The following is a 24,423-nucleotide window of genomic DNA, read 5'->3' as shown; positions in this document are numbered from 1 at the left end:
AAGGGAGAATCTAATGCTTTCATTTTTGTTAACTTTAAAGCGAATGTTAAGAGCCTGTTTACGAGCGTGGAAAGATAAAGAATTTCAAGTATTATTCGTATTAACAATTTTGACTTTAATATCGGGTACGATTTTTTATAGTACAGTTGAAGAATTACGTCCTATTGACGCTTTATATTTTAGTGTGGTCACGTTGACGACTGTCGGTGATGGGAATTTTAGTCCGCAAACTGATTTCGGAAAGATATTTACAATCTTATACATATTTATTGGGATTGGATTAGTGTTTGGATTTATTCATAAGTTAGCAGTTAATGTACAATTGCCAAGTATATTATCGAATAGAAAAAAAGAGTAAAGCGTTCAGATGCTTGGTCATCTCCCTGTCAAGTAGACAGAAATAAAAAGAGTATTATGCCACGGCCTTTTCCCGATATTCTATCGGGGAAAGGCCGTGAAGTTTTTCTTGGAATCTTTCTGTATTATAAAATTGAATATATTCTTGAATTGCTCGGTAGGCCATTTCATATGTTTTTGGGCACACTAAATACAACTTCTCTGTTTTTAAATGTGAGAAGAATGATTCGATACACGCATTATCAAAACAGTTTCCACGTCTAGAATGACTACCGACAAATCCTAATTTCTCTAACTGTTTTGCGTAGGATTTAGATGTATATTGAAACCCTTGATCTGAATGGAAAAGGGGCTTAGTAGTTAATGACTTCCCTTCTAATTGACGTAATGTAGTTAAAACTAAATCTAAATCATTTCTTGAAGATAGCTTCCAGGCAACAATTTCATTGTTGTATAAATCTAACACAGCCGACAAATAGGCAAATTGTTCTCCGATTCGTACATAAGTAATATCTGTTACGAATTTTTGATTTTGCTTTTCAGCTTGAAACTCTCGATTCAAATGATTTTTAAATACCACAGATGTTTTTCTTCCATAAAACGGACGTTTTTTTCGAATGATAGATTGAATACCCAGCTCTCTCATAAGACGACGAACACGTTTATGATTCATTACCATTCCTTCTCGAGCCAAAGCACGAGTCATACGTTTATACCCATAGTAAGGGTGCTGACGATGAATAGATAAAATATGTTCTTTATGCCACATATCCCTTTTCTGACGTAAACGCTGCACGTTATGATATTTCCGCCATTTATAGTAGCCAGCCTTAGAAACTTCCGCGATTTGAAGCAACCATCGGAGTGGATAGGCTTGGCGTAATGAATCGATAAGAGAAAATCGTTCTTTCTTTAGGACCATTCCTTCCCGTGTAGATTTGGATTGCGCTTTTTTAAATACTCAACCTGTGCCTTCAAATAAGCATTTTCTTCTTCTAGACTATTAAAATTCTTTCGATTCCAGACACCACGTTGATCATCAAAGGACTCCCCTTGTTGCGCACGTTTTACCCACTCAATAATCTGGGCATCGCTCTTCACACCGAGTTGTTCACGAATTTCTCGCAATGATTTTCTCTCTTCTAATCGAAGACGAACTGCTTCTCGCTTTAGTTCTTCTGTATATTTTTGAAATGATTGTCCTTTTCTTGCCATAAAAAAATCCCCTCCAGATAAAACAGTATTGAGTCCATCATATCAGATGGACTCTTTTTTTACTGTCTACCTATAGGGGATAATACCAGCTTTACTCTTTTTTTACATTAGTTTAGACAAGCCTTAATAATAGTTTATTAAAATGAAAGTGTATTCATTCATTATATTCACTGTGTATAAAGTTATAATGATATGAACATTTGCATATTTTAATTTATTGATAGAAATTTCGTGAAAGGTGGGATATTCTAGTCATAGGTTAACCGGACGACATCATAGGATCCTAACAAAATGTTTACAATAATTCAATTATAAAATGGAGGATTTTATATGAAAAAGAAAGTACTTGCTTTAGCGGCAGCTATTACATTAGTTGCTCCATTACAAAGTGTTGCATTTGCTCATGAAAATGATGGGGGACAGAGATTTGGAGTTATTCCGCGCTGGTCTGCTGAAGATAAACATAAAGAAGGCGTGAATTCTCATTTATGGATTGTAAACCGTGCAATTGATATTATGTCTCGTAATACAACACTTGTAAAACAAGATCGAGTTGCACTATTAAATGAATGGCGTACGGAGTTAGAGAACGGTATTTATGCTGCTGACTATGAAAATCCTTATTATGATAATAGCACATTTGCTTCACATTTCTATGACCCTGACAATGGGAAAACTTATATTCCGTATGCAAAGCAGGCAAAGGAAACTGGAGCTAAGTATTTTAAATTAGCTGGTGAGTCTTACAAAAATAAAGATATGAAACAAGCATTCTTCTATTTAGGATTATCTCTTCATTATCTAGGGGATGTAAACCAACCGATGCATGCAGCAAACTTTACGAACCTTTCGTATCCACAAGGGTTCCATTCTAAATATGAAAACTTTGTAGATACGATAAAAGATAACTATAAAGTAACGGATGGAAATGGATATTGGAACTGGAAAGGTACGAATCCAGAAGATTGGATTCATGGAGCGGCAGTAGTTGCGAAACAAGATTACGCTGGCATTGTAAATGATAATACGAAAGATTGGTTCGTGAGAGCTGCTGTATCACAAGAATATGCAGATAAATGGCGCGCTGAAGTTACACCAATGACAGGTAAGCGTTTAATGGATGCACAACGTGTTACTGCTGGATATATTCAGCTTTGGTTTGATACGTACGGAAATCGTTAAGTATTTAAAAAAGGTCAAATCTCAGAATAGAGTATTTGGCCTTTTTATCACTATACAATACATGGAGGTATGAAACGTGAAAGGTAAATTGCTAAAAGGTGTACTTAGCTTAGGTGTTGGTCTAGGAGCTTTATATAGTGGAACGTCAGCTCAAGCAGAAGCGTCTACAAATCAAAACGATACATTAAAAGTGATGACGCATAATGTATATATGCTATCAACAAACTTATATCCGAACTGGGGACAAACTGAGCGTGCTGATTTAATCGGGGCGGCAGATTATATAAAGAATCAAGACGTAGTTATATTAAATGAAGTGTTTGATAATAGCGCATCAGATCGTTTATTAGGGAATTTGAAGAAAGAATATCCAAATCAAACAGCAGTATTAGGTCGTAGTAGTGGAAGTGAATGGGATAAAACGTTAGGAAACTATTCATCTTCAACTCCTGAAGATGGTGGCGTTGCGATTGTGAGCAAATGGCCAATCGCTGAAAAGATTCAATATGTATTTGCAAAAGGATGCGGGCCAGATAATTTATCGAATAAAGGATTTGTATACACGAAAATTAAGAAAAATGATCGCTTTGTTCATGTAATTGGTACGCATTTGCAAGCGGAAGATAGTATGTGCGGAAAAACTTCACCTGCATCTGTACGTACAGACCAATTAAAAGAAATTCAAGACTTTATTAAAAATAAAAATATACCAAATAATGAGTATGTGTTAATTGGTGGTGATATGAACGTAAATAAAATAAATGCAGAGAACAAGAATGACTCAGAGTATGCATCTATGTTTAAAACATTGAACGCTTCTGTACCATCTTATACTGGACATACAGCGACTTGGGACGCAACGACAAACAGTATTGCAAAATATAATTTCCCTGATAGTCCTGCTGAGTATTTAGATTATATTATTGCAAGTAAAGACCATGCGAACCCATCGTATATAGAGAATAAGGTGTTACAGCCGAAATCTCCACAATGGACTGTTACATCATGGTTCCAAAAATATACGTATAATGATTACTCTGATCATTATCCGGTAGAGGCGACTATTTCTATGAAGTAGTTTCAAAAAGTTTCTTCGTAAAGAAGAAACTTTTTTTATTTGCAAACAGGAAAATCACACTTTCTTTCCAATATGTATAAGACATATTGAGAAGAGGAGAGAAAAATGTGGATCGAGGAATTTTTAAAGAAGTTCCATTACCGTGTGCATTTTTGGATGAAGTGGCTTTAGATAGAAATATTCAATCAATTATAGAGTTAAGCGGAAATAAAAAGATTCGTATAGCGAGTAAATCGTTACGCTCTGTTCCGATTATGCAAAAGATACTAGCTGCAAATGATCGATTTCAAGGTATTATGTGCTTTTCACCTAGAGAGATTTTATTTTTAATAGAACAAGGATTTAATGATTTATTGCTTGGATATCCTGCTTACGATGAAAGAGCTCTGTATGAAATTAGTTTGTTAACAAAGAAAGGTTTCATTATAACTTGTATGGTGGATTGTGAAGAGCATATTGTGTATTTAGAAAACATTGCTGAGAAATCCAAAGGATGTTTTCGTGTTTGTTTGGATATTGATATGAGTAGTCGTTTCTTTCAATTTCATTTTGGTGTACAAAGGTCCCCAGTAAAAAATGTGCAGGATGCGTTGAAAGTAGTAGAAAAGGTGAGAAGGTCATCATATTTAATGTTAGATGGTGTAATGGGATATGAAGCTCAAATTGCCGGGGTGGGCGATTATATACCGAATCAATGGTTGAAAAGTAAAGTGATTTCGTATTTAAAGCAGAAATCAGTGCTAGAAGTTAAAGAAAGAAGAGAACATATTGTAAAAGCAATACAAAACATTGGTATTGAGCTAAGGTTTGTAAATGGAGGCGGAACAGGAAGCATAAAAACAACCGAGAAAGATAATTCAGTTTCAGAGATTACAATAGGTTCTGCTTTTTATTCTCCGAAGCTGTTTGATTATTATAAAGAGGTGAAATTTCATCCAGCGGTCGGATTTGCCTTACCAGTTGTGCGTAAACCAGTCCCGTTTATTTACACTTGCCTAGGTGGTGGATATATTGCTTCAGGAGCAGTTGGAAAAGATAAAGAGCCTGAAGTTTGGAGACCGAAGGGTGCAAAATTATTAGCTTTAGAAGGTGCTGGCGAGGTACAAACGCCAATTTTTTATAACGGCGAGGAACGAGTGGATATAGGAGAGACCATTTTGTTTCGTCATAGTAAGGCTGGTGAATTATGTGAACGCTTTCCTTTTTTGTATCGTGTTAAAAAAGGAGAGATTGTCGGGGAGTATTCAACATATCGGGGGGATGGCCAATGCTTTCTATAAAGGGACAAAAGTGGAGAAATTGGACAGGGAATGTAGAAGGAACGCCGCATTATACGATGTATCCAGAAAGTATACAAGATGTAGTAGAAGTTGTGGGGCTTGCGCGAAAAAAGGGAAAGAAAATTCGTGTTGTCGGTTCAGGACACTCGTTTACCCCCCTTGTGCAAACGGAAGAAGTTTTAGTTTCTTTAGATGAATTGAAGGGTATTGTGAATATTGATGCAGAGAAGATGGTTGCTGAAGTATGGGCAGGAACAAAGTTATATGATTTAGGGAAGTTACTTGAGGAAAAAGGTTATGCGCAAGAAAATTTAGGGGATATTGATTCGCAATCTATTGCAGGAGCGATTAGTACGGGGACTCATGGAACGGGTATTACCTTTGGGAGTTTATCAACACAAGTTATAGAGATTACGGCAGTTCTATCTAATGGTGAGAGTATAGTTTGTTCGGAAGCTGAGAACGTAGAATATTGGAGAGCGTTTCAGTTGTCACTTGGAATGTTAGGTATCATTGTAAAGATAAAATTGAAGGTTATTCCAGCGTATTCACTCGTTTATGAAAGTGAAAAACAGTCATTATCCACTGTAATGAACAAACTAGAAGAATATAAGAAGCATCGTCATTTTGAATTTTTCGTTTTTCCTTATTCTGATGAAGTACAAGTGAAACTTACGAACGAAACAACGAATAAAGGCAGTGATTTGAAATGGCATAAACTAAAGGTGGAGTTACTTGAAAATAGGATGTTCTCTTTACTATCTAAAGGATGTAAATGGTTTCCTTCTATAAGTAAAGGCGTGAGTCGGTTATCAGCTAAAGCTGTACCAAACACAAAAATAATTGGCCCGAGCTATGAAGTATTTGCTACATCACGTACGGTGCCATTTTATGAAATGGAGTATAGCATTCCTTCAAAGTATATGAGGACGGTTGTAGAAGAAATCTCAAATCTTATTGAAAAGAAAAAGTATAAGGTGCACTTCCCAATCGAATGCCGCTATGTGAAAGGGGATGATATATGGCTTAGTCCGGCCTATGGAAGAGATTCAGCATATATCGCTGTTCATATGTATAAAGGTATGAAATATGCTGCTTACTTTGGCGAAGTGGAAAAGATTTTTCTAAAGTATGAAGGGCGTCCACATTGGGGGAAAATGCATACATTATCGTATGAGCAATTACAATATATATATCCAGAATTTCATTCGTTTTTACAGGTGAGGAAATCTCTAGATGAACTTGGAATGTTTTTTAATCCTTATGCAGAAAAGTTATTTATCCCGCTATTTGTCGGGCAGTAACACTCTCGTCGCAAAATTCGGTGGGAGATAACCGCCCGGTTGGGGAGGGCTGATTAAAGTTTCACATTATGTATATGAAAAAGCTGACAAATAATTATTTGTCAGCTTTTTTTAGTGTAATTGCATTTCTTGTATGACTAATATGTTCATAAAATAGTAGTTTATCCCGGCTAAATACATGTAGTAAAACATGAATAATAAATAGGCCGTTAATGATGAATAAGAATAACAATGTAACGAGTAATACTAAAGGCTCTGTGTGATTTAAAATAGAGCTACTAGAAAGAATATAATTGATTCCGCCTAACGCAAAATAAAATATACCGTAGCGAATAAATAGTTCTTTTAATGTAATACGATTTGATTTTCCTTTCACGTGAATGCGAAGCAATGCTTTCCCAATTGTTTTTCCGTTAGTAAAGTATGGAATAATAATAAAGTAAATAAGGATTGAACACGTAATGAAAATGAGTTCATACATATTGGTGTAAGATTGCATATTAGAAACGAAGAAAGAATTTCCTTTGTTTTTAACGACAGGTACGACGATAGATAAGAAAATCCAATCAATTTGCATCGCGATAAGGCGACGAATGAATCCGACTGGTTTCGTTTCCAAATCAATATGACTATCTAACTCGTTTGTCTTCGGAAGGAAGTACGTAAATATTGGTGCAATGATAAAACCAATTACGCCACCTAATGTATTTAAAAACAAATCATCGATATCAAATAATCGGTATGCACAATTGTATATACCGTATAATCCAGTCACTTGTGTTAGCTCGAAAAATAGTGAAAGGAAAAAGGAAATGCAAATTGTTTGTAAGAAACTACGTCGGAAATAATAACGTAAGTAAATACCGAATGGAACAGTTAATAGAACGTTAAAGGCAACTTGTAAAAACGCAGACTCTTTTAATAAGTAGAAATAAGTAGCTGGTTTCGTTAAAACTGCCGATGTATGACTACTAATCTCTTGTATGAAATAAAATGGTGCGAGTTGCATGTGTTGTGTATTAGCCGGTTGTAGGCTACAAGTATCAAACGTTTGTGGCAACGGCAAAATAACAAGAAAATAGGCATTTAATAAGTAAAGTAATAATGAGTATAAAATAAATGAGCGCCATTTATTTAAATAACCGTATTTTCGATAATTAAATATTAAAAAAGGGATTAAAAGAAACATTGCTAAAAAAGGAAATAAAATAAATGCTGTTTTCACTGGAAATAAATATGCAGTCAAAGTAAAACTCCTTTCAATAAAAATTCGTTTATCATTATAGCGCTAAAAATATTTAAATACAAAGTTAAAACCTTTCGAAATAGAAAAAATTACTAATTTGATAGGGATTAAGTTATAATAAATTTAATATAAGGATATTGTGATTATATAAGTTGAGAGAGGGTACAAGAGATGCGATATGAACTTTTTTCTGTAAGTGGGGATCATATTACGACTTTTGAAAGTGCATGGCGTTTTCAGGAGGGAGAACAGATTTTTGTTCATGATGATCAAACAAAACGAAACTTTATTATTATTCGGCTGACGCATGATGTATTTCAACAAAATAAACATGTTATTCGTTTGTATTGTCAAGAGAAGAAAGTGTATGCATAAGAGAAGCCCTCTTACAGTATGAAAAGTAAGAGGGTCCTTATCTCGTTATTTGTGAACAGCCCAATTGATGAGGGCTGATTAATTTAACTTTATCATTTTGGCCCTCGTAAGGAATAAAAAGAGAAGGATTAATGCACATAGGTAGCATTTGATTTGGAAGAAAGGATATAGCCTTGTATTTTGTGCTTCAAAGTTTCATTGCCTTCTTTTTGAGAAAGCCATGTATGGTAATCTTGTTGTGTTTTCCATAACATACGAATCATATACTCTGCCTTATCATTTGTACGATGAACAGGTGAAAACTCTATGTTAATACAACCGTTCGTTCCGGGGGAAGGATAATATTGTTTAAGCCCATAAAGTAGCTCATTTTCATATTCGTACTTAATGTGAATGAGTTTAGTAACTATAAACATATAAACACCTCTTTTACGATAATAGTAGGAAAGATAGAATTACTGTAATAGTGAACTTGATAAATATTATACTATTCTGAAAATTATAAGTAAATAATAGGTTTTAACTTAATAAAGGTATAAAAAAGCGAGTCATTCTATTACACTAGATGACTCGCTTTTAATTTGTAAGTTTTACTTTATAAGAAAATAAGAGTAAGTACACCTACGATAATACAATAGAAAGAGAAATATTTTAAATTTCCTTTTGCCATAATGTTCATAAACCATTTTAGTGAAATATACGTCATGATAAATGTTGCGATGAATGCAACGACATATGGTACGAATAATGTGTCTAGATTTGGATCATTTGCAATGTCTGTAATGCTTAACAATAAGCCACCTAAGCTAACAGGAATGTATAGTAAGAATGAGAAGCGAAGAGCTGTTTCTTGCTTCATACCAAGTAACATTGCTGCTACGATTGTGGCACCAGATCGGCTTATTCCGGGAATCAGTGCGCAAGCTTGTGCTAATCCGACGATGATTGCATCTTTCATAGAAAGGTCGCCATCATTTTTACGACCGCGTAAATTTCTAATAATCCAAAGGCCGACAGCAGTAATAAGAAGGGAAATCCCAACCATCTTCACACCTTTTAAGTACTGATCGATGTAATCTTTAAATAAAACACCAATAACACCTGCTGGAATGGTTGCAATAACAAGATAAATAATAAAGAAGAAATCTGATTTTGCGTCTTCTGCTCTTGTAAATATATAAGAGAGACCATTCTTCGTTAGACGAATTAAATCATTTCTATAAATAAGTAATACAGCTAATAATGAAGCTGAATTAACAAGTAGTTCGAAGCTAAACCCTTCTATTTTTAGTCCTAGCAAATGTTGTGCTAAAACGAGATGACCACTTGAAGAAATCGGAATTGGTTCTGTTAATCCTTGGAACAGACCGAGAATTAAATATTTTAAAACGTAGTAAAATTGTTCCATAATAACCTCCTTGTTTATTAGTTGAAAGAAACAACTTTTCCATTATAACAAAGATATGGATGAATATTGAAAAGAAATAAATATTCTAAATAAAATAAAAATCCCTTATAGCAGTATAAGGGATTCTTAATTTTAATTAAGAAGTCACTGTTCCTTGAAGACTTTTAGACAATTGAACATCGACTTTTTCAGCATCATGAATATGATTCATAATAGTAGTATTTAATTTTTGGAACATTTGTTGTGTGTTAGCAAATTCTCGTAATATGTCATCATTACAAGACTTTTGGTTTTCGATAGCCTTAATAACATTTGTAGCACCATTTTGTAACGTTTGAATCATAACTAAAATATTTTCAATTCTAGCATTTGTATCGGCGCTCATTTCTACACCTTCATCGACTAAATGTAAATTATCTTTTGTGTTATCATATGCTTTTTCAATTTCTTCTTGAATTTTTTTCGTTAAGTTGCCGATGTTTTTTGTACTTTCTGCTGTACTTTCCGCTAGTTTTCTTACTTCATTGGCAACGACAGCGAATCCTTTACCGTGCTCTCCAGCACGCGCGGCTTCAATACTCGCATTTAATGCAAGTAAATTTGTTTGTGCTGCAATGTTTTGAATGACTTCTACAATTTGCTCGATTTCCTTTGAGCGTTCGCTTAGATGATTCATACTATTAGACGTGCGTTGAGATTGTTCACCTAATTTATTAATTACAATAAGTAAGCGGTGAACGGATTCTTTTCCTTCATTAGAGCAGTCAATAATTTCTGCAATAGACTGAATTAAGCTTTGTTCCTTTTGTAACATTTCATTATTTAACTCATTGGAATGTGTCGTACGTGTTGAAACATTTTCGAAACATGAACTTAATTGTTGAACTAAATTTTGAAGTGTATTATGTTGGTTATTTACAAGTTGATGCTCTTGGATAACGCTTTGTACACGATCGTGGATAGTAGAAATAGTCTCCTGCTTTTCGATATCTTTTTGTTTTAATTCTGCTTCTAATTCTTGTATACGCTCTTGTAATTGAGCAATTGTATGTTGGAGTGATTTTTTTTGAGTAAACATGTATTTATTTCAACCGCCTTCGAAAGTTATATTTTCTCTATATTTGGATTTTAGCATCTTTTGTATTTTTTAAATATAGGAATTGTTAAATATTTAAGAATCTATTACATTTTATTCATAATTCTCTTTTTTTCGTCACGAAAAATAAACTGTATTTAATCGTTTTGTAAACAAACTGTAAAATAAATCATGTATAACTGTATAAGAAGGGAGTCGGATTATGAACTATTTTAAGCGAATCAGCTGTCTAGTATTAGCAGGAATTATCGGTCTTTCTAGTACAGTCGCTGTTAAAGCAGAGTCAAACGACGAGAAACTTAACAACATGCAACAGCAATTGCAACAAAACGATGCAGAAATGCAAAAGAAAGAGCAAGAGAAGCAAGCTGTTAGTAAAGAAATTAAAGGTATCGAAAACGAACTACATAATTTAAATAATACAATTGCAAAAAATAAAGAGGATCAAGCTGCTATTCAACGTAAAATCGATGAAACACATAAGCAGATTGAGCAAAAAAAGCAAGAAATTGTCGTTTTGGAGGATAAAGTCCTTGCTCGTAAAGATATTATGAGAAAACGTATGGTTTCTGTTCAAAACAGTTCAAATACAAGTTTAGTAGTAGAAGTTGTAGTAGAATCAAAAAACTTTGCAGACTTCTTACAACGTATGAACGCAGTTTCTACTATTCTAGAAGCTGATAAAGAAATTTTACGTCTACAAGAACAAGATCTTCGTCAAATTGAAGAAGATAAGAAAACAATTGATGAAAAAGAAGCATCTTTAGTAGTAGACAAACAAAAATTAGCAAAAGCGCAAGCTGAACTGCAAGATAACTTGAAAAAGCGTCAAGATAACTTACAAACAGTTCAAGCTAAATATAATGAAGTTGCAAGTCAACTTAATTTAGCAGCGGAAGAAAAAGCTAAAATTGAATCAAATATGAAGACAGTACAAGAAACGATTGCTCGTGAGCAAGAAGCAGCAAGAATCGCAGCGGAAGAGCGTGCAAAAGCAGAAGCAGCTGCAAAAGCAGAGCAAGAAGCTTTAGCGAAAGCACAAGCAGAAATTGCTGAAAAGCAAAAGCAGGAAAAAGCTAGTAAACCAGCTGAACCAGTTGCTAATAATAATTCGAAGGTAGAACCTGCAAAACCTGAACCAATTTCTAAGCCAACTGCTGGTGGGAAAGAAATTTATGTAGAAGCTACAGCTTATACAGCTGATCCAGGGGAAAATGGTTATGCACCAGGTCAACAAGTATTTTCTGCATGGGGACACTATAACTTAACTGCAAACCCAGGAATGAAATTAATTGCTGTAGATCCAAATGTTATTCCATTAGGTAAGACTGTAAATGTTGAAGGGTATGGAGTCGCAATTGCAGCAGATACTGGTGGAGCGATTAAAGGTAACAGAATTGATGTGTTAATGCCTGATAAAGGGTCTTCTAGTCAATGGGGAAGAAAAATCGTTAAAGTTACAATTTTAAACTAACACGTAATCCAACTTTACAATACGTAGAGTTGGATTTTTTTATAATAATAATGTTAAGTTGAGTTTACATTTTGTTAAGGATAGCATACAATAATAGTGAGAGGTGGTAAATTTGACCATTTTAAACAGAGTAAAAGAATTAAGAGCTCGTTTTAATTTTACGCAAAGTGTATTAGCAGAAAAGGTTGGAGTAACGAGACAAACAATTGCTGCAATTGAAAAAGGGGATTACGTTCCTTCGTTGTTATTAGCACTTACGATTTGTGATGTGTTTCAGTTAAAGATGGAAGATGTGTTTGTTTTAAATAAGGAGGGAGAAGAGGATGAATAGAATTGTTTTTTCTTATATTATAAATGTACTCTATACTGCACTAGCATGTTGGACATTTGTTGAATTTTATAGTGTTATTACAGAGTTAGCACATATAATTAAAAACGAGAAATTCCCGTTTGAAGTATGGTTTAATGGAGTACCATTCATTTTATTATTTATTGGAGCAATTATAGTTACAATTTTTTATAGAATTCAAAAGAAAAAATATAAGAATTTATCTTTTTGGATGTATCCATTATTATTTCCACTAGAAGATGAACGTGAAAAAGCGATTACGGATAAAGCTTGTAGAACAACATTTGTATCGTTATGGTTTGTGTTACCTTGTGCAGTTGGATTTTTAACTTTTTCGCCTATTATTAATGAATATCTTCCTGGATACCCATTATATATTCTATTTTCTATTTTCTTTATTCAAATGACAGTATTTCACGTATCACTATACAGAAATAAATTAGCTTAAAAAGAAACCTTCTTGCACCGGCAAGAAGGTTTCTTTTCAGCTAATACTTGTACATATGACGATATTATTTTATCATTTTATATAGAGTAAGATTTTGTAAGGGAAAGGAACTGTGTATGAATAAGCAAAGAATTTATAGTATAGTAGCAATTCTGCTATTTGTTGTAGGTGGCGTGTTAATTGGAAAGCCATTTTATGATGGATATCAGGCTGAAAAGAAACAGACTGAAAATGTGCAGGCTGTTCAAAAGATGGATTATGAAAAGCATGAGACGGAATTTGTAGATGCTTCCAAAATTAATCAACCAGACTTGGCGGAAGTAGCGAATGCATCATTAGATAAGAAACAAGTAATTGGTCGTATTTCGATTCCAAGTGTTTCAGTAGAACTGCCTGTTTTAAAAGCTTCTACTGAAAAAAACTTATTATCAGGTGCAGCGACAGTAAAAGAGAATCAAGTTATGGGAAAAGGAAATTACGCATTAGCAGGACATAATATGTCTAAAAAAGGTGTTTTATTTAGTGATATAGCTTCTTTGAAAAAAGGCGATAAAATTTATTTGTATGACAATGAAAATGAATATGAGTATGCGGTTACTGGTGTATCTGAAGTGACTCCTGATAAGTGGGAAGTTGTAGAGGATCATGGGAAAGATGAGATAACGCTTATTACATGTGTATCTGTAAAGGATAATTCTAAGCGTTATGTTGTTGCTGGTGATTTAGTAGGAACGAAGGCGAAGAAGTAAAAAAGAAGGTGAACTCTTTAAAGAGTTCACCTTCTTTTTTACTAATGTTGAGAAATAATAGAATATTTCGGTTCGTATTTAAGTATTCTTCTATTTATGTATAATAAAGTTAGAATTCTATATTTTGGGAGGAACAAGAGTGAGACAACAGGTGAAGAAACTTCTTTTAACAACGAGTATAGCGTTATTGGTAGCTCCAATTTCAGCTTATGCGCATCCAGGGCGTACAGATGCTAATGGCGGACATACGTGTCGTACAAATTGTGAGAAGTGGGGATTACAGTACGGGGAATATCATTATCACAATAAACCAGCTTCTAGTAGTGGCGCAACGAGCCCAGCTCCTAGTCAGAATAATAATAGTGCTGTAGAAGCTGAGAGACAAGCAGAAGCACAGCGCAATACTGAGGCTGAAAAACAACGTGCTGCAGAAGCACAGCGTAAAGCTGAAGAAGAGAGACAACGTGTAGCCGAGGAACAAAGAAAAGCTGAAGAGGCACGTAAGCAAGAGGAAGCGCAGCGCCAAGCTGATATGGAAAAAGGTCAACTTGAAGGTCAAAAGAATGGAGAAACTGATTTTAAAGCAGGAAAAAATGATGCAGAAGTGCATGTAGCTGGAAAATCTGATGCATATAAACAAGCGTTTAAAGCGACTTATGCAGCCGCATGGTCTTTAGAAGAGCAGAAGAAAACGCATTTTGAAAAAGGAAAAGAACAAGGTTTAGCACAAGAGACGATGGACGATAGTCAAGTTGCTCCAGAGTTTAAGGTAAACTTTGCAGACGGATTCAAAGTAGGGAATAAAGAAAGAACAGAAAAAATTGAAAAAGAGCAAGCTGAATTAGGGGAAAAGACAGGGAAAGAACTAGCTGAAAAGAATCCTGGAAATAGAGAGAAAGAAGTATACGTGAAGGCATATGAAAAAGCGTATGAAAAAGGCTATAAGTCTACAAAAAAGGCAGTAGAAAAGGCTGGCTATAAGTATGCATTTGAAAACTATGATTTAAAAGTTCCTGCTAAGTATGAACGAAATGAATTGTTAAAGAAATGGTTTACTGAAGGATTTAAATCGAATAAAAAAGCAGCGGAAATTCGAGAAGAAGGGTATAAAAAAGGAGATAGCTGGTTCTCATTTTTCTATAAGAGTTTCGTACCAAGTGAATATAAAGAACATAAAGAGCTGTACGAACAAGCAATAGAAAAAGGTAAAACAGTATAAAAAAAGATGAGGAGAAATTCCTCATCTTTTTTAATCCATCCATTTTACTAATTTCTTAGAAATTAATAATAAAACACAGCCTAATACAATTGCCACAGCGCCAATAACTGTGAATACTTCAGCGTATCCAAGTGAAGTTGTGAAGCTTGCAAGTTGTCCGCCTAAAATGTTGGCGATACCTGAACTTGCTAGCCATACACCCATTAATAAAGATGCTAATTTTACCGGAGCAAGCGCACTAACCATTGATAGTCCGACAGGTGATAAGAATAGCTCACCTAACGTATGGAAAAGATACGTAAAGACGATAAACAGTAAGTTTGCTTTTTCTGTAATGTTATGTTCATCACTACCTGTTTTTAATGTAGCGATAACGAGAATGATATAACCGATACCGAGCAAGATCATACCAAGTCCCATTTTAGTTGGGATTTTTAAATCACCTTGCTTGCGAGTTGCAAGTTTTGCCCATAATGCAGAAATGACTGGAGCAAGTAAAATAATAAATAATGGATTGACCGATTGGAACCAAGATGTTGGAACTTCCCATCCGAACACAGAGCGGTCTACAAATTTGTTTGTATATAATGTTAATGAGCTACCAGCTTGTTCAAAGCCAGCCCAGAAGAAGACAACGAAGCATGTTAAAATGACGATAACTGCGGTACGTTGTTTTTCTTTTTTTGTTAACGGTGTATCTCCTACTGATGGTTGTCCAGCAGCTGTTTGTAAATCACGAGTTGGTTTTTTACCGATATTACCAAGGAAGCGATTTGATAGTGTTGTAAATAAAATTTGTCCAATGATCATTCCGATTGAAGCGGCTAAGAAACCGTAACGGAATCCGTAATGTACAACGCCATCAACTGTTGTTTTGAATAAATTTTCTGATAAAAATCCGCAAACGAGTGGAGCTAAAAATGACCCGACGTTAATACCCATATAGAAAATGGTAAATGCACTATCACGTTTTGGATCGTTCTCTTCGTATAATTCTCCAACCAGTGTAGAGATGTTCGGTTTGAAGAATCCGTTACCTATAATAATAAGCGCTAATCCGAGGTATAGGCCTAATTGGTTTTGCAAGGCAAATAGTGTAAGGTTACCGATTGCCATTGTTATACCACCAATTGTGATTGCTTTTCGTCTACCTAGAAAACGGTCTGTTAAGTAGCCACCAATCATTGGTGTGAAATAACAGGCTCCAGTATAAAATCCGTAAATAGAGAGTGCCCATGCGGGACTAAACCCAAGACCACCGCTTACTAAAGCTGTCGTTAAATATAATGTTAATAATCCTCGTAATCCATAGTAACTAAATCTTTCCCACATTTCTGTAAAGAAGAGTAAGTATAAACCTGGAGGATGTTTCTTTTTTCTTTGTTGTTCTCTTTCTAGTTGTATCGCTGATTCCATGTTATTTTCCTCCTGACACAAACAAAAACAAAGTTAATAATTTTGTACATTTAATATTTTACCTTATTAACTATTATAAGTCAATAAAGGTTGATTTTTCAGAAGAAATTGGAAAAGAGGAATAGCTATAGAATGGGTGTTTCTTTTGTGATAGACTATGGACTATGTTTTCTTTGTAAGGAAGCGGGTTATTGTACTTTTTATATGTGAAATTGATTTCATAAAAGATGAAATTAAAGAAGGAGAAAGAAATGAAATTGTTAGAGAAAAAAGAAATTTTACTTATTAGCCTTATGTTATTCTCTATGTTCTTTGGAGCAGGGAATCTTATATTTCCACCTTTCCTTGGGTATGAAGCAGGAGAACATGTTTGGATTTCATTAGTAGGGTTTATTATATCAGCAACAGGTCTTCCTATATTAGGTGTTATCTCTATTGCAAAAGCAGGAAGTTTTCAAATGTTAGCGGGTAGGGTTCATTCTTCATTTGCAATTATTTTTCCATGTATCGTGTATGTATTTATTGGACCTGGGCTTGGTATACCACGTGCGGGAAGTTTAGCTTTTGAAATGGGGCCAGGTCAGTTATTCCCTGAAGCAGGAAACGGATTATTATTGTTTTACACAGTTATTTTCTTTAGTATTGTTTACTGGTTAAGTTTATCTCCATCTAAATTAATGGGGTTGTTTGGAAAAGTCTTGACGCCGTTATTATTATGTATGATTGCACTCATTTTTATAAAGAGTATGTTTACAACGGTAGGAGATATGAAAGAACCAATAGGGAACTATGGACAAGCTCCTATGTTTCAAGGGTTTTTAGATGGATATTTAACAATGGATGCGTTAGCTGCTTTAATCTTTGGAATTGTTATTGCAAATGCATTACGTGCAAAGGGTATTGAAGATGATAAAGGTTTAGCGAAATATATGAGTATTGCTGGCATTGGGGCAGGATTATTATTATCGATTATTTATGTCATCCTTGGATATGTGGGGGCAATTAGTGGCTCATTAGGAACATTCGATAACGGTGCGAAAGTGTTAGCACAAGTTATGATTACATTATTTGGACAGGGCGGAGTCGTTTTATTAGGTCTTATTTTTACTATCGCGTGTTTATGTGTTTCAATTGGACTTGTTACGTCTTGTAGTCAATTTTTTGCGAGTGCATTTCCGAAAGTATCTTATAAATTGTGGGCATTTATAGTAAGCGTTGTTAGTATGATTTTAGCTAATTTAGGGTTAACTCAAATTTTAAAAGTATCAGTACCAATTCTTGGATTTATTTATCCAATTGCGTTAACGCTTATTATTCTAGGGTTATTCCATCAGTATATTGGAAAGTATGCATACGTATATGCAGTAACTGTTTTGGTTGTAGCGATATTTAGTGCAATTGATATTTTAAATAAAAATGTAATGATGAATCAGTGGACGTCAGCATTAAAATACATTCCGTTTTATACAGAAGGTGTTGGGTGGATTGTTCCAGCTATTGTAGGCATGTGTCTTGGTTTTATCGTTAGCATTTTTCTAAATAAGAATAAATGAGTAAAAAGGTGTTTTCCTATTTTGGGAAGACACCTTTCTTTTTTTGGAAAAATACTATTGAAAATGAATAGACTAAGAGTATGATAAAGATAATTGGTAATATATAGATTTAATGAGAGTTACAAATGAGGGGGGAGCGTATGAAGAAGGATTTGGATAAGAAAATAGAAGCACTCGAAACAGCAATTGAAACAATTCAAGAAGCACTTGCTGAATTAAAAGTGAAGCAAAGGGAAATAGAAGTAGAAAACGCTCAGCAACATGTTAGTAAGAACAAGAAAGAATATATTGAAACGGTAATGGAGGAAAAGCCAAAAGAAGAAATAGTTAAGATAAAAGAGCCTTTGCAAGAACGTCAGGTAAAACAAGTAGATATATCTGCTTTTAAACCAGAGCCATTTAATATTATTAAGTTTTGTCAAACATGGTTACCGCGTGTATTTGTCGGTATTATGTTGCTTGGAGTGATCTGGTTATTTAAAGCAGGGGTAGATGCTGGCTTATTAACACCAGCGATACGAATTGTGTTTGGTATCGTATTATCTATCGGATTGTATTATATAGGAGATATTCAAATTAAAAGAGAGCGGCAGGCGTTAGGGTTAGTATTAGCTGGAGGAAGTATTACCGGGATTGTTCTAACAACGTTTGCAGCACATTATTTATATGGATTTATTCCGGCAAGTGTCGCGTTTCTCTGTAATATTGCATGGGTTATTTTAGGTATTTATTTAGCGAAAAGATATCAATCGGAATATCTCACTATTTTCGTAGCGGTCGGAGCGTTCTTCGTACCATTCTTGTTAAATAGTACGACTCCTAATCCTTATATTTTCTTTGGATATGAGACAGTATTAACACTTAGTTTATTATGGTATGCGTTGAAAAATCGTTATAAATACTTATATATGATTTCTTACGCTGTTGCAGCCATTGTCCTTTTCGTTTTCTTTGCTGTTATGTCAATGTTAGTAGAGAACTTGCAAATACAGTTAACGATTGTATATGGTTTGATTCATTTACTATTATTTTGGCATATGTTTACGGAGAGAAGTTTTATACTAGAACCACGTTTGGCGATATTTAGTGCAAATGCAGTGTTCTTTATACTAGCTATTTCAAAAATACCTGATTTTACAACATGGGGATTAATTATTAGTGCAATCGTGCATGCCGCTATGTTCGTATTTGAATATAGGAAAAATAGACATTCTACATTTACAAATCTCTTATTTGGTTTCGCAATGGGAGCATTTAGTTTAGCAATTTTATATGAGTATAGTTTAGTGAATGCAGCGATTGTACTATTATTACAAGGTTTCCTCGGCATGGTCACTTCTATTAAAGTAAAACAACAGATAAAATTGTATGTTAGTGCGACGGTTTACGCAATTGGAATGATACAGACTATTTTTAGCCCGTTTGATCAATTTATTTCGGCAGGCTTTGTTGCTCATCTTATTTTAATAGGAACGTTCTATTATTGCATGAGAGAAGCGAAAGAAGTATTAGCGAGCTTCGGCAAATATATGTATTCTATAGTGCTCTATTGGTTTATGATAATTGTATTTATTACAATTACGAGAATCGGTGAAGTTTTATCTACAGATGGAAGCGTAATTAGTGTATCAGTATCGTTATTATGGATGGTATATGCATTATTTGCGGTTTGGTTTGGAAGAAATAGAAATATGAATGAAATATTATATGCTGGTTTAGTCGTTTTAGTCGTAACGGTAGGGAAGTTATTCTTACTTGACTTACCAGAGGTATCGATGATGATTAGGGCAGTGTTATTCCTAATCGTCGGTAGTATAGGTATCGTTATTTCAAGAATGTTTTTCTCGAAGGAAGAGAAGTGAGAAGAAGGCAATCCATGTATGGATTGCCTTTTTTATTATTTCTTATTAATTGTTACAGTTTCATTATATTTCGTTGTTGTATTTTGGCGTAGACGAAGCGTTGCTTGTCCAATTGTATTTGAATCAATCTGTACATTTACAACTTTCTCAGCAGAGCCTAAGCTGTTTGTTGTGAAAGAAAATGCACTGCTATATCCAAAAGTAGATGGCCAAGTGCCGTTTGCATTTTGTACTTTAGCCACTTGTGTTCCTCCAGTAGTGAAGATACCTAAAGAATAGTTGTTATAAGTTGTATTAGGTAGTAAGTTGTTTACTTGAATCTTCATTTGGAAAATTTCATTGTTTGGTAGAATGCTAGGGTGTGTAACGACGTAGTCGCTTGTTGTTACCGCACCGTTATAACCGTATGAACCTGGTTTGAAAGTATTTGTATTAAACCATTGATAACCTGCATTTGGTGCACCCCAAGGTTCAGGTTGTGGTTCTGTTGATAAGCTTGGCTGTTCAAATGTCTGTAGAGCTGTAGGTGAATCAAGTTGTAAACCATTTATTTGATCTAAACTTGTAAATGTCTCTTTATTTGATAACCAATTTACGATGTTTTCTAATAAGATAGCATCGTTTTCTTCTTTATAACCATCGTAAGTTTTCTTTGTTTGGCCAGAATCTTCACGAACGTACTTTGGCGTAGCATCTTCAACAGGAGAAGAGTCACCAATAAAGGCAGCTTTTCCAAGTCCTACTTTTGCAATTGCAGCATATGGGCCTTCTGCAATACCACCGCCATTATAAACGCCGCTATCAACAGCGTTATTCCATTTTGATGGATTTTCTGGAAGGTAAACAAGTCCTTTTGCTAGTTTTGGATTTGTAATTGCCAGAGTAGAACCAGCATGCATTGCTACAGACGAAACACCTTTTGTAATTCCGAAAGATTGTTCAGGCGATACAATTGTTTTCGCTGAAACATCACCAAGTGCATTGTAGCGGAAGCGAATACCAAAGTTGTCAGAGAGCCAATCAGAGCTTTCTACTCCTTGCATAGCTTGTGAATTTGCTTCTTCATTAGACATTCCTTTTGCTGGATTATCCCAAGCACCGCGTCTATATCCATTAAATACTTCAGAAGAGTCCCAGCGATTTTTATTACGATCTGCATTGTAATGATCAGCAATAAAGAAGATACTACCACCATTTTTTACATATTGTAACATAGCGTCCTGCTCAGATTTTTTGTAAGGAATATTAGCTTCTGGAACGATAAATACATTGTAATCTTTTAAATCTTCGTACGTAATAGGTGTTGATTTACGAAGTTCCTTTACGTGATATCCGTTTTTTGCAATGCCGTTTCCGAAGTCAGAAAAGCCGCCGTCAATAACCCAGTCAGCTGTCCCAGCAGTTTGACCGTGTGTATTATCGAATAATACTGTCTTCCCATTGTTTTGATTTACAACTTTTGCAGCAATTTCAGGAGCTGGGTCTACAGAGCTTTCCGCATAAGTAGACGGTATGAACGAGGTCCCTATACTTAGTGTAATTGCTGTTGCTAAAGAAAATGTAATCCATTTTTTATTCTTCATAGAAGAATCCCCCTAATAATAAATATATGTGCTTTAATAATGTAATTTATTTTTCTGTAAAAATAAAGACGGAAAACATAAAAAATATTAAAAAATTGTAAAAATACCGTGAATTTTGTTGAGAAATATTTATATAGATATAAAAACATCCCTTCCAAGTAATAAGGAAAGGATGTTTTGCTTAACTAATTTTTGAGTTAGGTGTTTCATCAATCTTATGAAACCCTTTCATGTAATATACGATTGCTAAGCCGATAAGCCAAATTGGGCCGACAATCAATGCAATTCGTGTATCTTCTGAATACGCCATTATACATAAGACTAGTGCAAGGAAGGCAAGCGAGAAATATGAGCTTAATGGGTATAAAGGCATTTTATATGATAACTTTTGTTTATTTTGAGTAGGCAAGCTTTTACGGAATTTAATTTGAGCGACTAATATAATGCCCCAAGTCCAAATTGCACCGAAAGTTGAAATGCTAGTAAGCCATGTAAATACCTTTGCAGGTACAAGATAGTTTAATATAACACCAATTAGTAAAACGATAGCAGTTGCTACAATTCCTTGGCTTGGAATGCCATTTTTATTTAAACGACCAAATCTTTCAGGAGCTTTTTTCTGCTGAGCTAATGTATATAGCATACGGCCTGTACTAAATAAACCACCGTTACAAGAAGAAAGAGCTGCTGTTAATACGACAAAGTTAATAATACCTGCTGCTTTTGCGATACCAATTTGCTGGAATGTTAATACGAATGGACTGCCTTTCTCACCAAGTTCGTTCCATGGATAAATTGCCATCATAACGAATAATGCCCCAACGTAAAAGAGTAGAATTCTCCAAAATACGTTATCAATTGCCTTTGCGAGTGTTTTCTTCGGATTTTGAGCCTCACCAGCTGTAACGCCGATTAATTCAACGCCTAAATAAGCGAATAGTACCATCTGCATGGAGAGTAGTAACCCAGAAAATCCATTTGGGAACCAGCCACCATGTGACCAAAGATTTGAAATACCAGTAGCGATACCACCGTTTCCGAATCCGAATAAAATAATACCAGCTCCGACTACTATCATACAGATAATTGTGACAATTTTAATGAGAGCAAACCAAAACTCAAGTTCTCCAAATACTTTTACCGATAAGAAGTTAAAAGCGCTCATTAATAATAGAGCAAGTAATGCCCAAGTCCAGCGCGGGATATCAGGGAACCAGTACTGCATGTAAATGCCAGCTGCTGTAATTTCAGCCATACAAGTAACAACCCATAAGAACCAGTAATTCCAACCAGTAATATAACCAGCGAGTGGTCCAATATAATCATATGCATATTTACTAAAAGAACCAGCAACAGGTTGTTCAATTGCCATTTCCCCAAGCGCTCGCATAATGAAAAAAATAACGAGACCGGCAATCATATAGCCTAGCAAAATAGAAGGACCTGCTAGTTTAATGGCGGAAGCGGATCCTAAAAATAGCCCAACGCCAATAGCTGAGCCCAGTGACATTAAAGTAATATGTCGTTCTTTTAAACCACGATTTAAAGTTCCAGATTTGTTTGTGTGCTGCATAAGAAGAATCCCCCTTGTAGAGTGAACGATATTTGAATGCGTTTACTAAATATTTAACTATTTCAAATTATAAAACATTTCTATCTGTTATGCTACAAAAATAATCATAATGAACTGTACTACATCTGTACTTGTCAGACTTAAACTTAAAATTCGAACTATTAGGGAATATATTGACTCTTCTTTTTATTGATTGTTAAGATTAAGTATTATAATTTCTCACATACTAGTAAGAAAAAGAATGTGTGATAATAATTCAGGTGTAGGAAGGGTACATAAGCATGTTTCAATTACAAAAATATAACACTTCTGTGAAGCAAGAGTTTTTAGCTGGCATCACAACTTTTTTTACATTTGCGTATATTCTTGTCATCAATCCAAAAATATTATCTGATGCAGGTGTGCCATTTGACCAAGCGTTTACAGCAACAATTATTGCAACCGTTGTTGGAACAGTAGGTATGGCGATTTTCGCGAATTACCCGATTGTTATTGCTCCAGCTATGGGAATGAATGCATATTTTGCTTATTCTGTTGTACAGAAGGCAGAAGGGATTACATATGTAGTTGCCTTTTCAGCTGTATTTGTAACGGGGATTATTTTTCTTTTATTATCTTTTACTTCGTTTAGGCAAAAGTTAATTTTAGCAATTCCTGATAGTTTAAAGCATGCAATTGCAGGTGGAATTGGACTATTTATTGCTTTTATTGGATTGCGCCTTTCTGGAATTATCGTGGATCATCCGTCTAATTTAGTTACGATTGGTGATTTTCATTCTCCAGCTGTTATTTTAACTTTAATTGGTTTAATATTAGCGGCGGTATTAATGACATTGCGTGTGAGCGGTGCATTATTTATTAGTATGATTGTGACAGGAATTATTGCCTTCTTTACAGGGCAATTGAAGTTTGCTGATAAAATTGTGGCGATGCCTCATTTACCAGAGGGTATCATCGTTTCAAACCCAATCAATGCCTTTTCAGATGTAATTGAATACGGATTATACGGCGTTGTATTTTCATTTTTACTTGTACTTTTATTCGATACAACAGGTGCATTACTCGGTTTAATTAAACAAGCAGGTTTAATTACAGACAATACAGAGAAGCGTTTTGGTAAAGCGTTTATTGCGGATGCAATTGGCGGGACTACAGGTTCTATCTTTGGAACAAGCCCAACAGCAGCGACGATTGAATCGTCAGCAGGTATTGCTGCAGGTGGTAAAACTGGATTAACAGGGATTGTAGTTGTTGGTCTAACAATTATAACGGCATTTTTTAGTCCTGTTATTGCTTCTTTATCAAGTGTAGCCGCTATTACAGCTCCTTCATTAATTATAGTAGGTAGTTTAATGGCACAAAGCATTCGAGATATTAATTGGAATGAATTTGAAGATGCGTTACCAGCATTTTTAATTTTTATAGGTATTCCGTTAACATCTAGTATTGCAAATGGAATCGCAATTGGATTTTTAGTATATCCAGTCTTGAAAATTGTGAAGGGTAAAGGGATGGAAGTACATCCATTACTATACTTATTTGCATTCTTATTTGGATGTCATTTATTCTTATAATATAAATATAGGAGAGGGCCTTCTTATGGGAGGCTCCCTTTTTGTGTATAATAAAGTGAAACTATGAGCAGTAGGGGATATC

22 protein-coding genes are annotated in these 24,423 nt (G+C 34.7%); 14 read left to right on the top strand and 8 right to left on the bottom strand.

Features of this window, described 5'->3' with window-relative positions; all coding sequences use genetic code 11:
• The first annotated feature begins 13 nt into the window (after positions 1-13).
• Positions 14-358, top strand: coding sequence for a potassium channel family protein (locus tag B9A45_RS26930; protein WP_000948209.1), 345 nt, complete (start codon positions 14-16; stop codon positions 356-358).
• A 54-nt stretch (positions 359-412) separates the two neighbouring features.
• Here B9A45_RS26930 and B9A45_RS26925 read toward each other — a convergent pair.
• Positions 413-1,572, bottom strand: a protein-coding gene (locus B9A45_RS26925) for an IS3-like element ISBth8 family transposase (RefSeq protein WP_087874946.1) whose coding sequence is annotated in 2 segments (ribosomal slippage) — positions 413-1,314 and positions 1,314-1,572 — 1,161 coding nt in all. Because the reading frame shifts where the segments join, the coding sequence is not laid out codon by codon here.
• A 330-nt stretch (positions 1,573-1,902) separates the two neighbouring features.
• On the opposite strand from B9A45_RS26925, the gene cerA reads away from it, so the two are divergent.
• From cerA to B9A45_RS26905, 4 genes are all read left to right on the top strand, one after another.
• A complete protein-coding gene (gene cerA / locus B9A45_RS26920; protein ID WP_000730997.1) occupies positions 1,903-2,754 on the top strand; it encodes a phospholipase CerA in 852 nt (283 codons plus the stop codon).
• A gap of 76 nt (positions 2,755-2,830) precedes the next feature.
• Positions 2,831-3,832 (top strand): sphingomyelinase C, encoded by a 1,002-nt coding sequence (sph, locus tag B9A45_RS26915; protein ID WP_000676796.1) that lies wholly within the window; start codon positions 2,831-2,833, stop codon positions 3,830-3,832.
• A gap of 107 nt (positions 3,833-3,939) precedes the next feature.
• Positions 3,940-5,112, top strand: a complete 1,173-nt coding sequence (locus tag B9A45_RS26910; RefSeq protein WP_016112155.1) for an amino acid deaminase/aldolase — start codon at positions 3,940-3,942, stop codon at positions 5,110-5,112.
• A complete protein-coding gene (locus B9A45_RS26905) occupies positions 5,100-6,416 on the top strand; it encodes a D-arabinono-1,4-lactone oxidase (protein ID WP_000948949.1) in 1,317 nt (438 codons plus the stop codon). Before B9A45_RS26910 ends, B9A45_RS26905 begins: the two co-directional genes overlap by 13 nt.
• A 94-nt stretch (positions 6,417-6,510) precedes the next feature.
• Here B9A45_RS26905 and B9A45_RS26900 read toward each other — a convergent pair whose 3' ends face one another.
• Entirely contained in the window at positions 6,511-7,662 is a 1,152-nt protein-coding gene (locus tag B9A45_RS26900; RefSeq protein ID WP_000128013.1) for a VanZ family protein, read from the bottom strand.
• Between the two features lie 171 nt (positions 7,663-7,833).
• On the opposite strand from B9A45_RS26900, the gene B9A45_RS26895 reads away from it, so the two are divergent.
• Entirely contained in the window at positions 7,834-8,037 is a 204-nt protein-coding gene (locus B9A45_RS26895) for a hypothetical protein (RefSeq protein ID WP_001268332.1), read from the top strand.
• A 128-nt stretch (positions 8,038-8,165) separates the two neighbouring features.
• On the opposite strand, the gene B9A45_RS26890 is transcribed toward B9A45_RS26895, so the two are convergent.
• From B9A45_RS26890 to B9A45_RS26880, 3 genes are all read right to left on the bottom strand, one after another.
• Positions 8,166-8,453, bottom strand: a complete 288-nt coding sequence (locus tag B9A45_RS26890) for a hypothetical protein (protein ID WP_000471239.1) — start codon at positions 8,451-8,453, stop codon at positions 8,166-8,168.
• Between the two features lie 179 nt (positions 8,454-8,632).
• Entirely contained in the window at positions 8,633-9,445 is an 813-nt protein-coding gene (locus B9A45_RS26885) for an undecaprenyl-diphosphate phosphatase (RefSeq protein WP_000434794.1), read from the bottom strand.
• A 136-nt stretch (positions 9,446-9,581) separates the two neighbouring features.
• The gene (locus B9A45_RS26880) at positions 9,582-10,523 is read right to left on the bottom strand and encodes a methyl-accepting chemotaxis protein (RefSeq protein WP_000495038.1); all 942 of its coding nucleotides are present in this window, start codon (positions 10,521-10,523) and stop codon (positions 9,582-9,584) included.
• 220 nt (positions 10,524-10,743) lie between these two features.
• Here B9A45_RS26880 and B9A45_RS26875 point away from each other — a divergent pair, with 220 nt between their 5' ends.
• The 5 genes from B9A45_RS26875 to B9A45_RS26855 all read left to right on the top strand — a co-directional run bounded on the left by B9A45_RS26875 (position 10,744) and on the right by B9A45_RS26855 (position 14,780).
• Positions 10,744-12,015, top strand: a complete 1,272-nt coding sequence (locus tag B9A45_RS26875) for a 3D domain-containing protein (RefSeq protein ID WP_001105786.1) — start codon at positions 10,744-10,746, stop codon at positions 12,013-12,015.
• A 112-nt stretch (positions 12,016-12,127) separates the two neighbouring features.
• The gene (locus B9A45_RS26870) at positions 12,128-12,346 is read left to right on the top strand and encodes a helix-turn-helix transcriptional regulator (protein WP_000154019.1); all 219 of its coding nucleotides are present in this window, start codon (positions 12,128-12,130) and stop codon (positions 12,344-12,346) included.
• Positions 12,339-12,812 (top strand): hypothetical protein, encoded by a 474-nt coding sequence (locus B9A45_RS26865; protein WP_001080044.1) that lies wholly within the window; start codon positions 12,339-12,341, stop codon positions 12,810-12,812. Before B9A45_RS26870 ends, B9A45_RS26865 begins: the two co-directional genes overlap by 8 nt.
• A 116-nt stretch (positions 12,813-12,928) precedes the next feature.
• A complete protein-coding gene (locus B9A45_RS26860; protein WP_001041724.1) occupies positions 12,929-13,561 on the top strand; it encodes a class A sortase in 633 nt (210 codons plus the stop codon).
• Between the two features lie 139 nt (positions 13,562-13,700).
• A complete protein-coding gene (locus tag B9A45_RS26855) occupies positions 13,701-14,780 on the top strand; it encodes a YHYH domain-containing protein (RefSeq protein ID WP_001249813.1) in 1,080 nt (359 codons plus the stop codon).
• 30 nt (positions 14,781-14,810) lie between these two features.
• Here B9A45_RS26855 and B9A45_RS26850 read toward each other — a convergent pair whose 3' ends face one another.
• A complete protein-coding gene (locus tag B9A45_RS26850) occupies positions 14,811-16,196 on the bottom strand; it encodes a peptide MFS transporter (protein WP_000443143.1) in 1,386 nt (461 codons plus the stop codon).
• Positions 16,197-16,447: 251 nt separating this feature from the next.
• On the opposite strand from B9A45_RS26850, the gene brnQ reads away from it, so the two are divergent.
• Positions 16,448-17,749: a branched-chain amino acid transport system II carrier protein BrnQ1 gene (gene brnQ / locus B9A45_RS26845; protein WP_084065499.1), complete on the top strand. Its 1,302-nt coding sequence runs from the start codon at positions 16,448-16,450 to the stop codon at positions 17,747-17,749.
• A gap of 140 nt (positions 17,750-17,889) precedes the next feature.
• Positions 17,890-19,611 carry a DUF2339 domain-containing protein gene (locus tag B9A45_RS26840; protein WP_000710928.1) on the top strand — a complete coding sequence of 574 codons (1,722 nt, stop codon included), beginning with the start codon at positions 17,890-17,892 and terminating at the stop codon, positions 19,609-19,611.
• A 35-nt stretch (positions 19,612-19,646) separates the two neighbouring features.
• Here the strand turns inward: B9A45_RS26840 and B9A45_RS26835 are convergent, their stop codons facing one another.
• Both B9A45_RS26835 and B9A45_RS26830 read right to left on the bottom strand, forming a co-directional pair.
• Positions 19,647-21,194, bottom strand: a complete 1,548-nt coding sequence (locus tag B9A45_RS26835; RefSeq protein ID WP_084065497.1) for a DNA-binding protein — start codon at positions 21,192-21,194, stop codon at positions 19,647-19,649.
• Positions 21,195-21,375: 181 nt separating this feature from the next.
• Entirely contained in the window at positions 21,376-22,767 is a 1,392-nt protein-coding gene (locus B9A45_RS26830; RefSeq protein ID WP_001164895.1) for an amino acid permease, read from the bottom strand.
• Between the two features lie 281 nt (positions 22,768-23,048).
• Between B9A45_RS26830 and B9A45_RS26825 the strand changes: the two genes are divergently transcribed.
• Positions 23,049-24,341 carry an NCS2 family permease gene (locus B9A45_RS26825; protein ID WP_000487191.1) on the top strand — a complete coding sequence of 431 codons (1,293 nt, stop codon included), beginning with the start codon at positions 23,049-23,051 and terminating at the stop codon, positions 24,339-24,341.
• Positions 24,342-24,423 lie beyond the last annotated feature (82 nt).

The sequence above is a fragment of the Bacillus sp. JKS001846 genome (assembly GCF_900176455.1).
In the GTDB taxonomy this organism is placed as follows: Bacteria; Bacillota; Bacilli; order Bacillales; family Bacillaceae_G; genus Bacillus_A; species Bacillus_A cereus.
Note: the sequence above shows the minus strand (reverse complement) of the source record. Positions and strands in the feature narration are given on the sequence as shown.

Coding starts and splice junctions, on each gene's coding strand:
- B9A45_RS26930 (WP_000948209.1), top strand. CDS start 14: ATGCTTTCATTTTTGTTAACTTTAAAGCGAATGTTAAGAGCCTGTTTA.
- cerA (WP_000730997.1), top strand. CDS start 1,903: ATGAAAAAGAAAGTACTTGCTTTAGCGGCAGCTATTACATTAGTTGCT.
- B9A45_RS26905 (WP_000948949.1), top strand. CDS start 5,100: ATGCTTTCTATAAAGGGACAAAAGTGGAGAAATTGGACAGGGAATGTA.
- B9A45_RS26895 (WP_001268332.1), top strand. CDS start 7,834: ATGCGATATGAACTTTTTTCTGTAAGTGGGGATCATATTACGACTTTT.
- B9A45_RS26890 (WP_000471239.1), bottom strand. CDS start 8,453: ATGTTTATAGTTACTAAACTCATTCACATTAAGTACGAATATGAAAAT.
- B9A45_RS26885 (WP_000434794.1), bottom strand. CDS start 9,445: ATGGAACAATTTTACTACGTTTTAAAATATTTAATTCTCGGTCTGTTC.
- B9A45_RS26880 (WP_000495038.1), bottom strand. CDS start 10,523: ATGTTTACTCAAAAAAAATCACTCCAACATACAATTGCTCAATTACAA.
- B9A45_RS26875 (WP_001105786.1), top strand. CDS start 10,744: ATGAACTATTTTAAGCGAATCAGCTGTCTAGTATTAGCAGGAATTATC.
- B9A45_RS26865 (WP_001080044.1), top strand. CDS start 12,339: ATGAATAGAATTGTTTTTTCTTATATTATAAATGTACTCTATACTGCA.
- B9A45_RS26860 (WP_001041724.1), top strand. CDS start 12,929: ATGAATAAGCAAAGAATTTATAGTATAGTAGCAATTCTGCTATTTGTT.
- B9A45_RS26850 (WP_000443143.1), bottom strand. CDS start 16,196: ATGGAATCAGCGATACAACTAGAAAGAGAACAACAAAGAAAAAAGAAA.
- brnQ (WP_084065499.1), top strand. CDS start 16,448: ATGAAATTGTTAGAGAAAAAAGAAATTTTACTTATTAGCCTTATGTTA.
- B9A45_RS26840 (WP_000710928.1), top strand. CDS start 17,890: ATGAAGAAGGATTTGGATAAGAAAATAGAAGCACTCGAAACAGCAATT.
- B9A45_RS26835 (WP_084065497.1), bottom strand. CDS start 21,194: ATGAAGAATAAAAAATGGATTACATTTTCTTTAGCAACAGCAATTACA.
- B9A45_RS26830 (WP_001164895.1), bottom strand. CDS start 22,767: ATGCAGCACACAAACAAATCTGGAACTTTAAATCGTGGTTTAAAAGAA.
- B9A45_RS26825 (WP_000487191.1), top strand. CDS start 23,049: ATGTTTCAATTACAAAAATATAACACTTCTGTGAAGCAAGAGTTTTTA.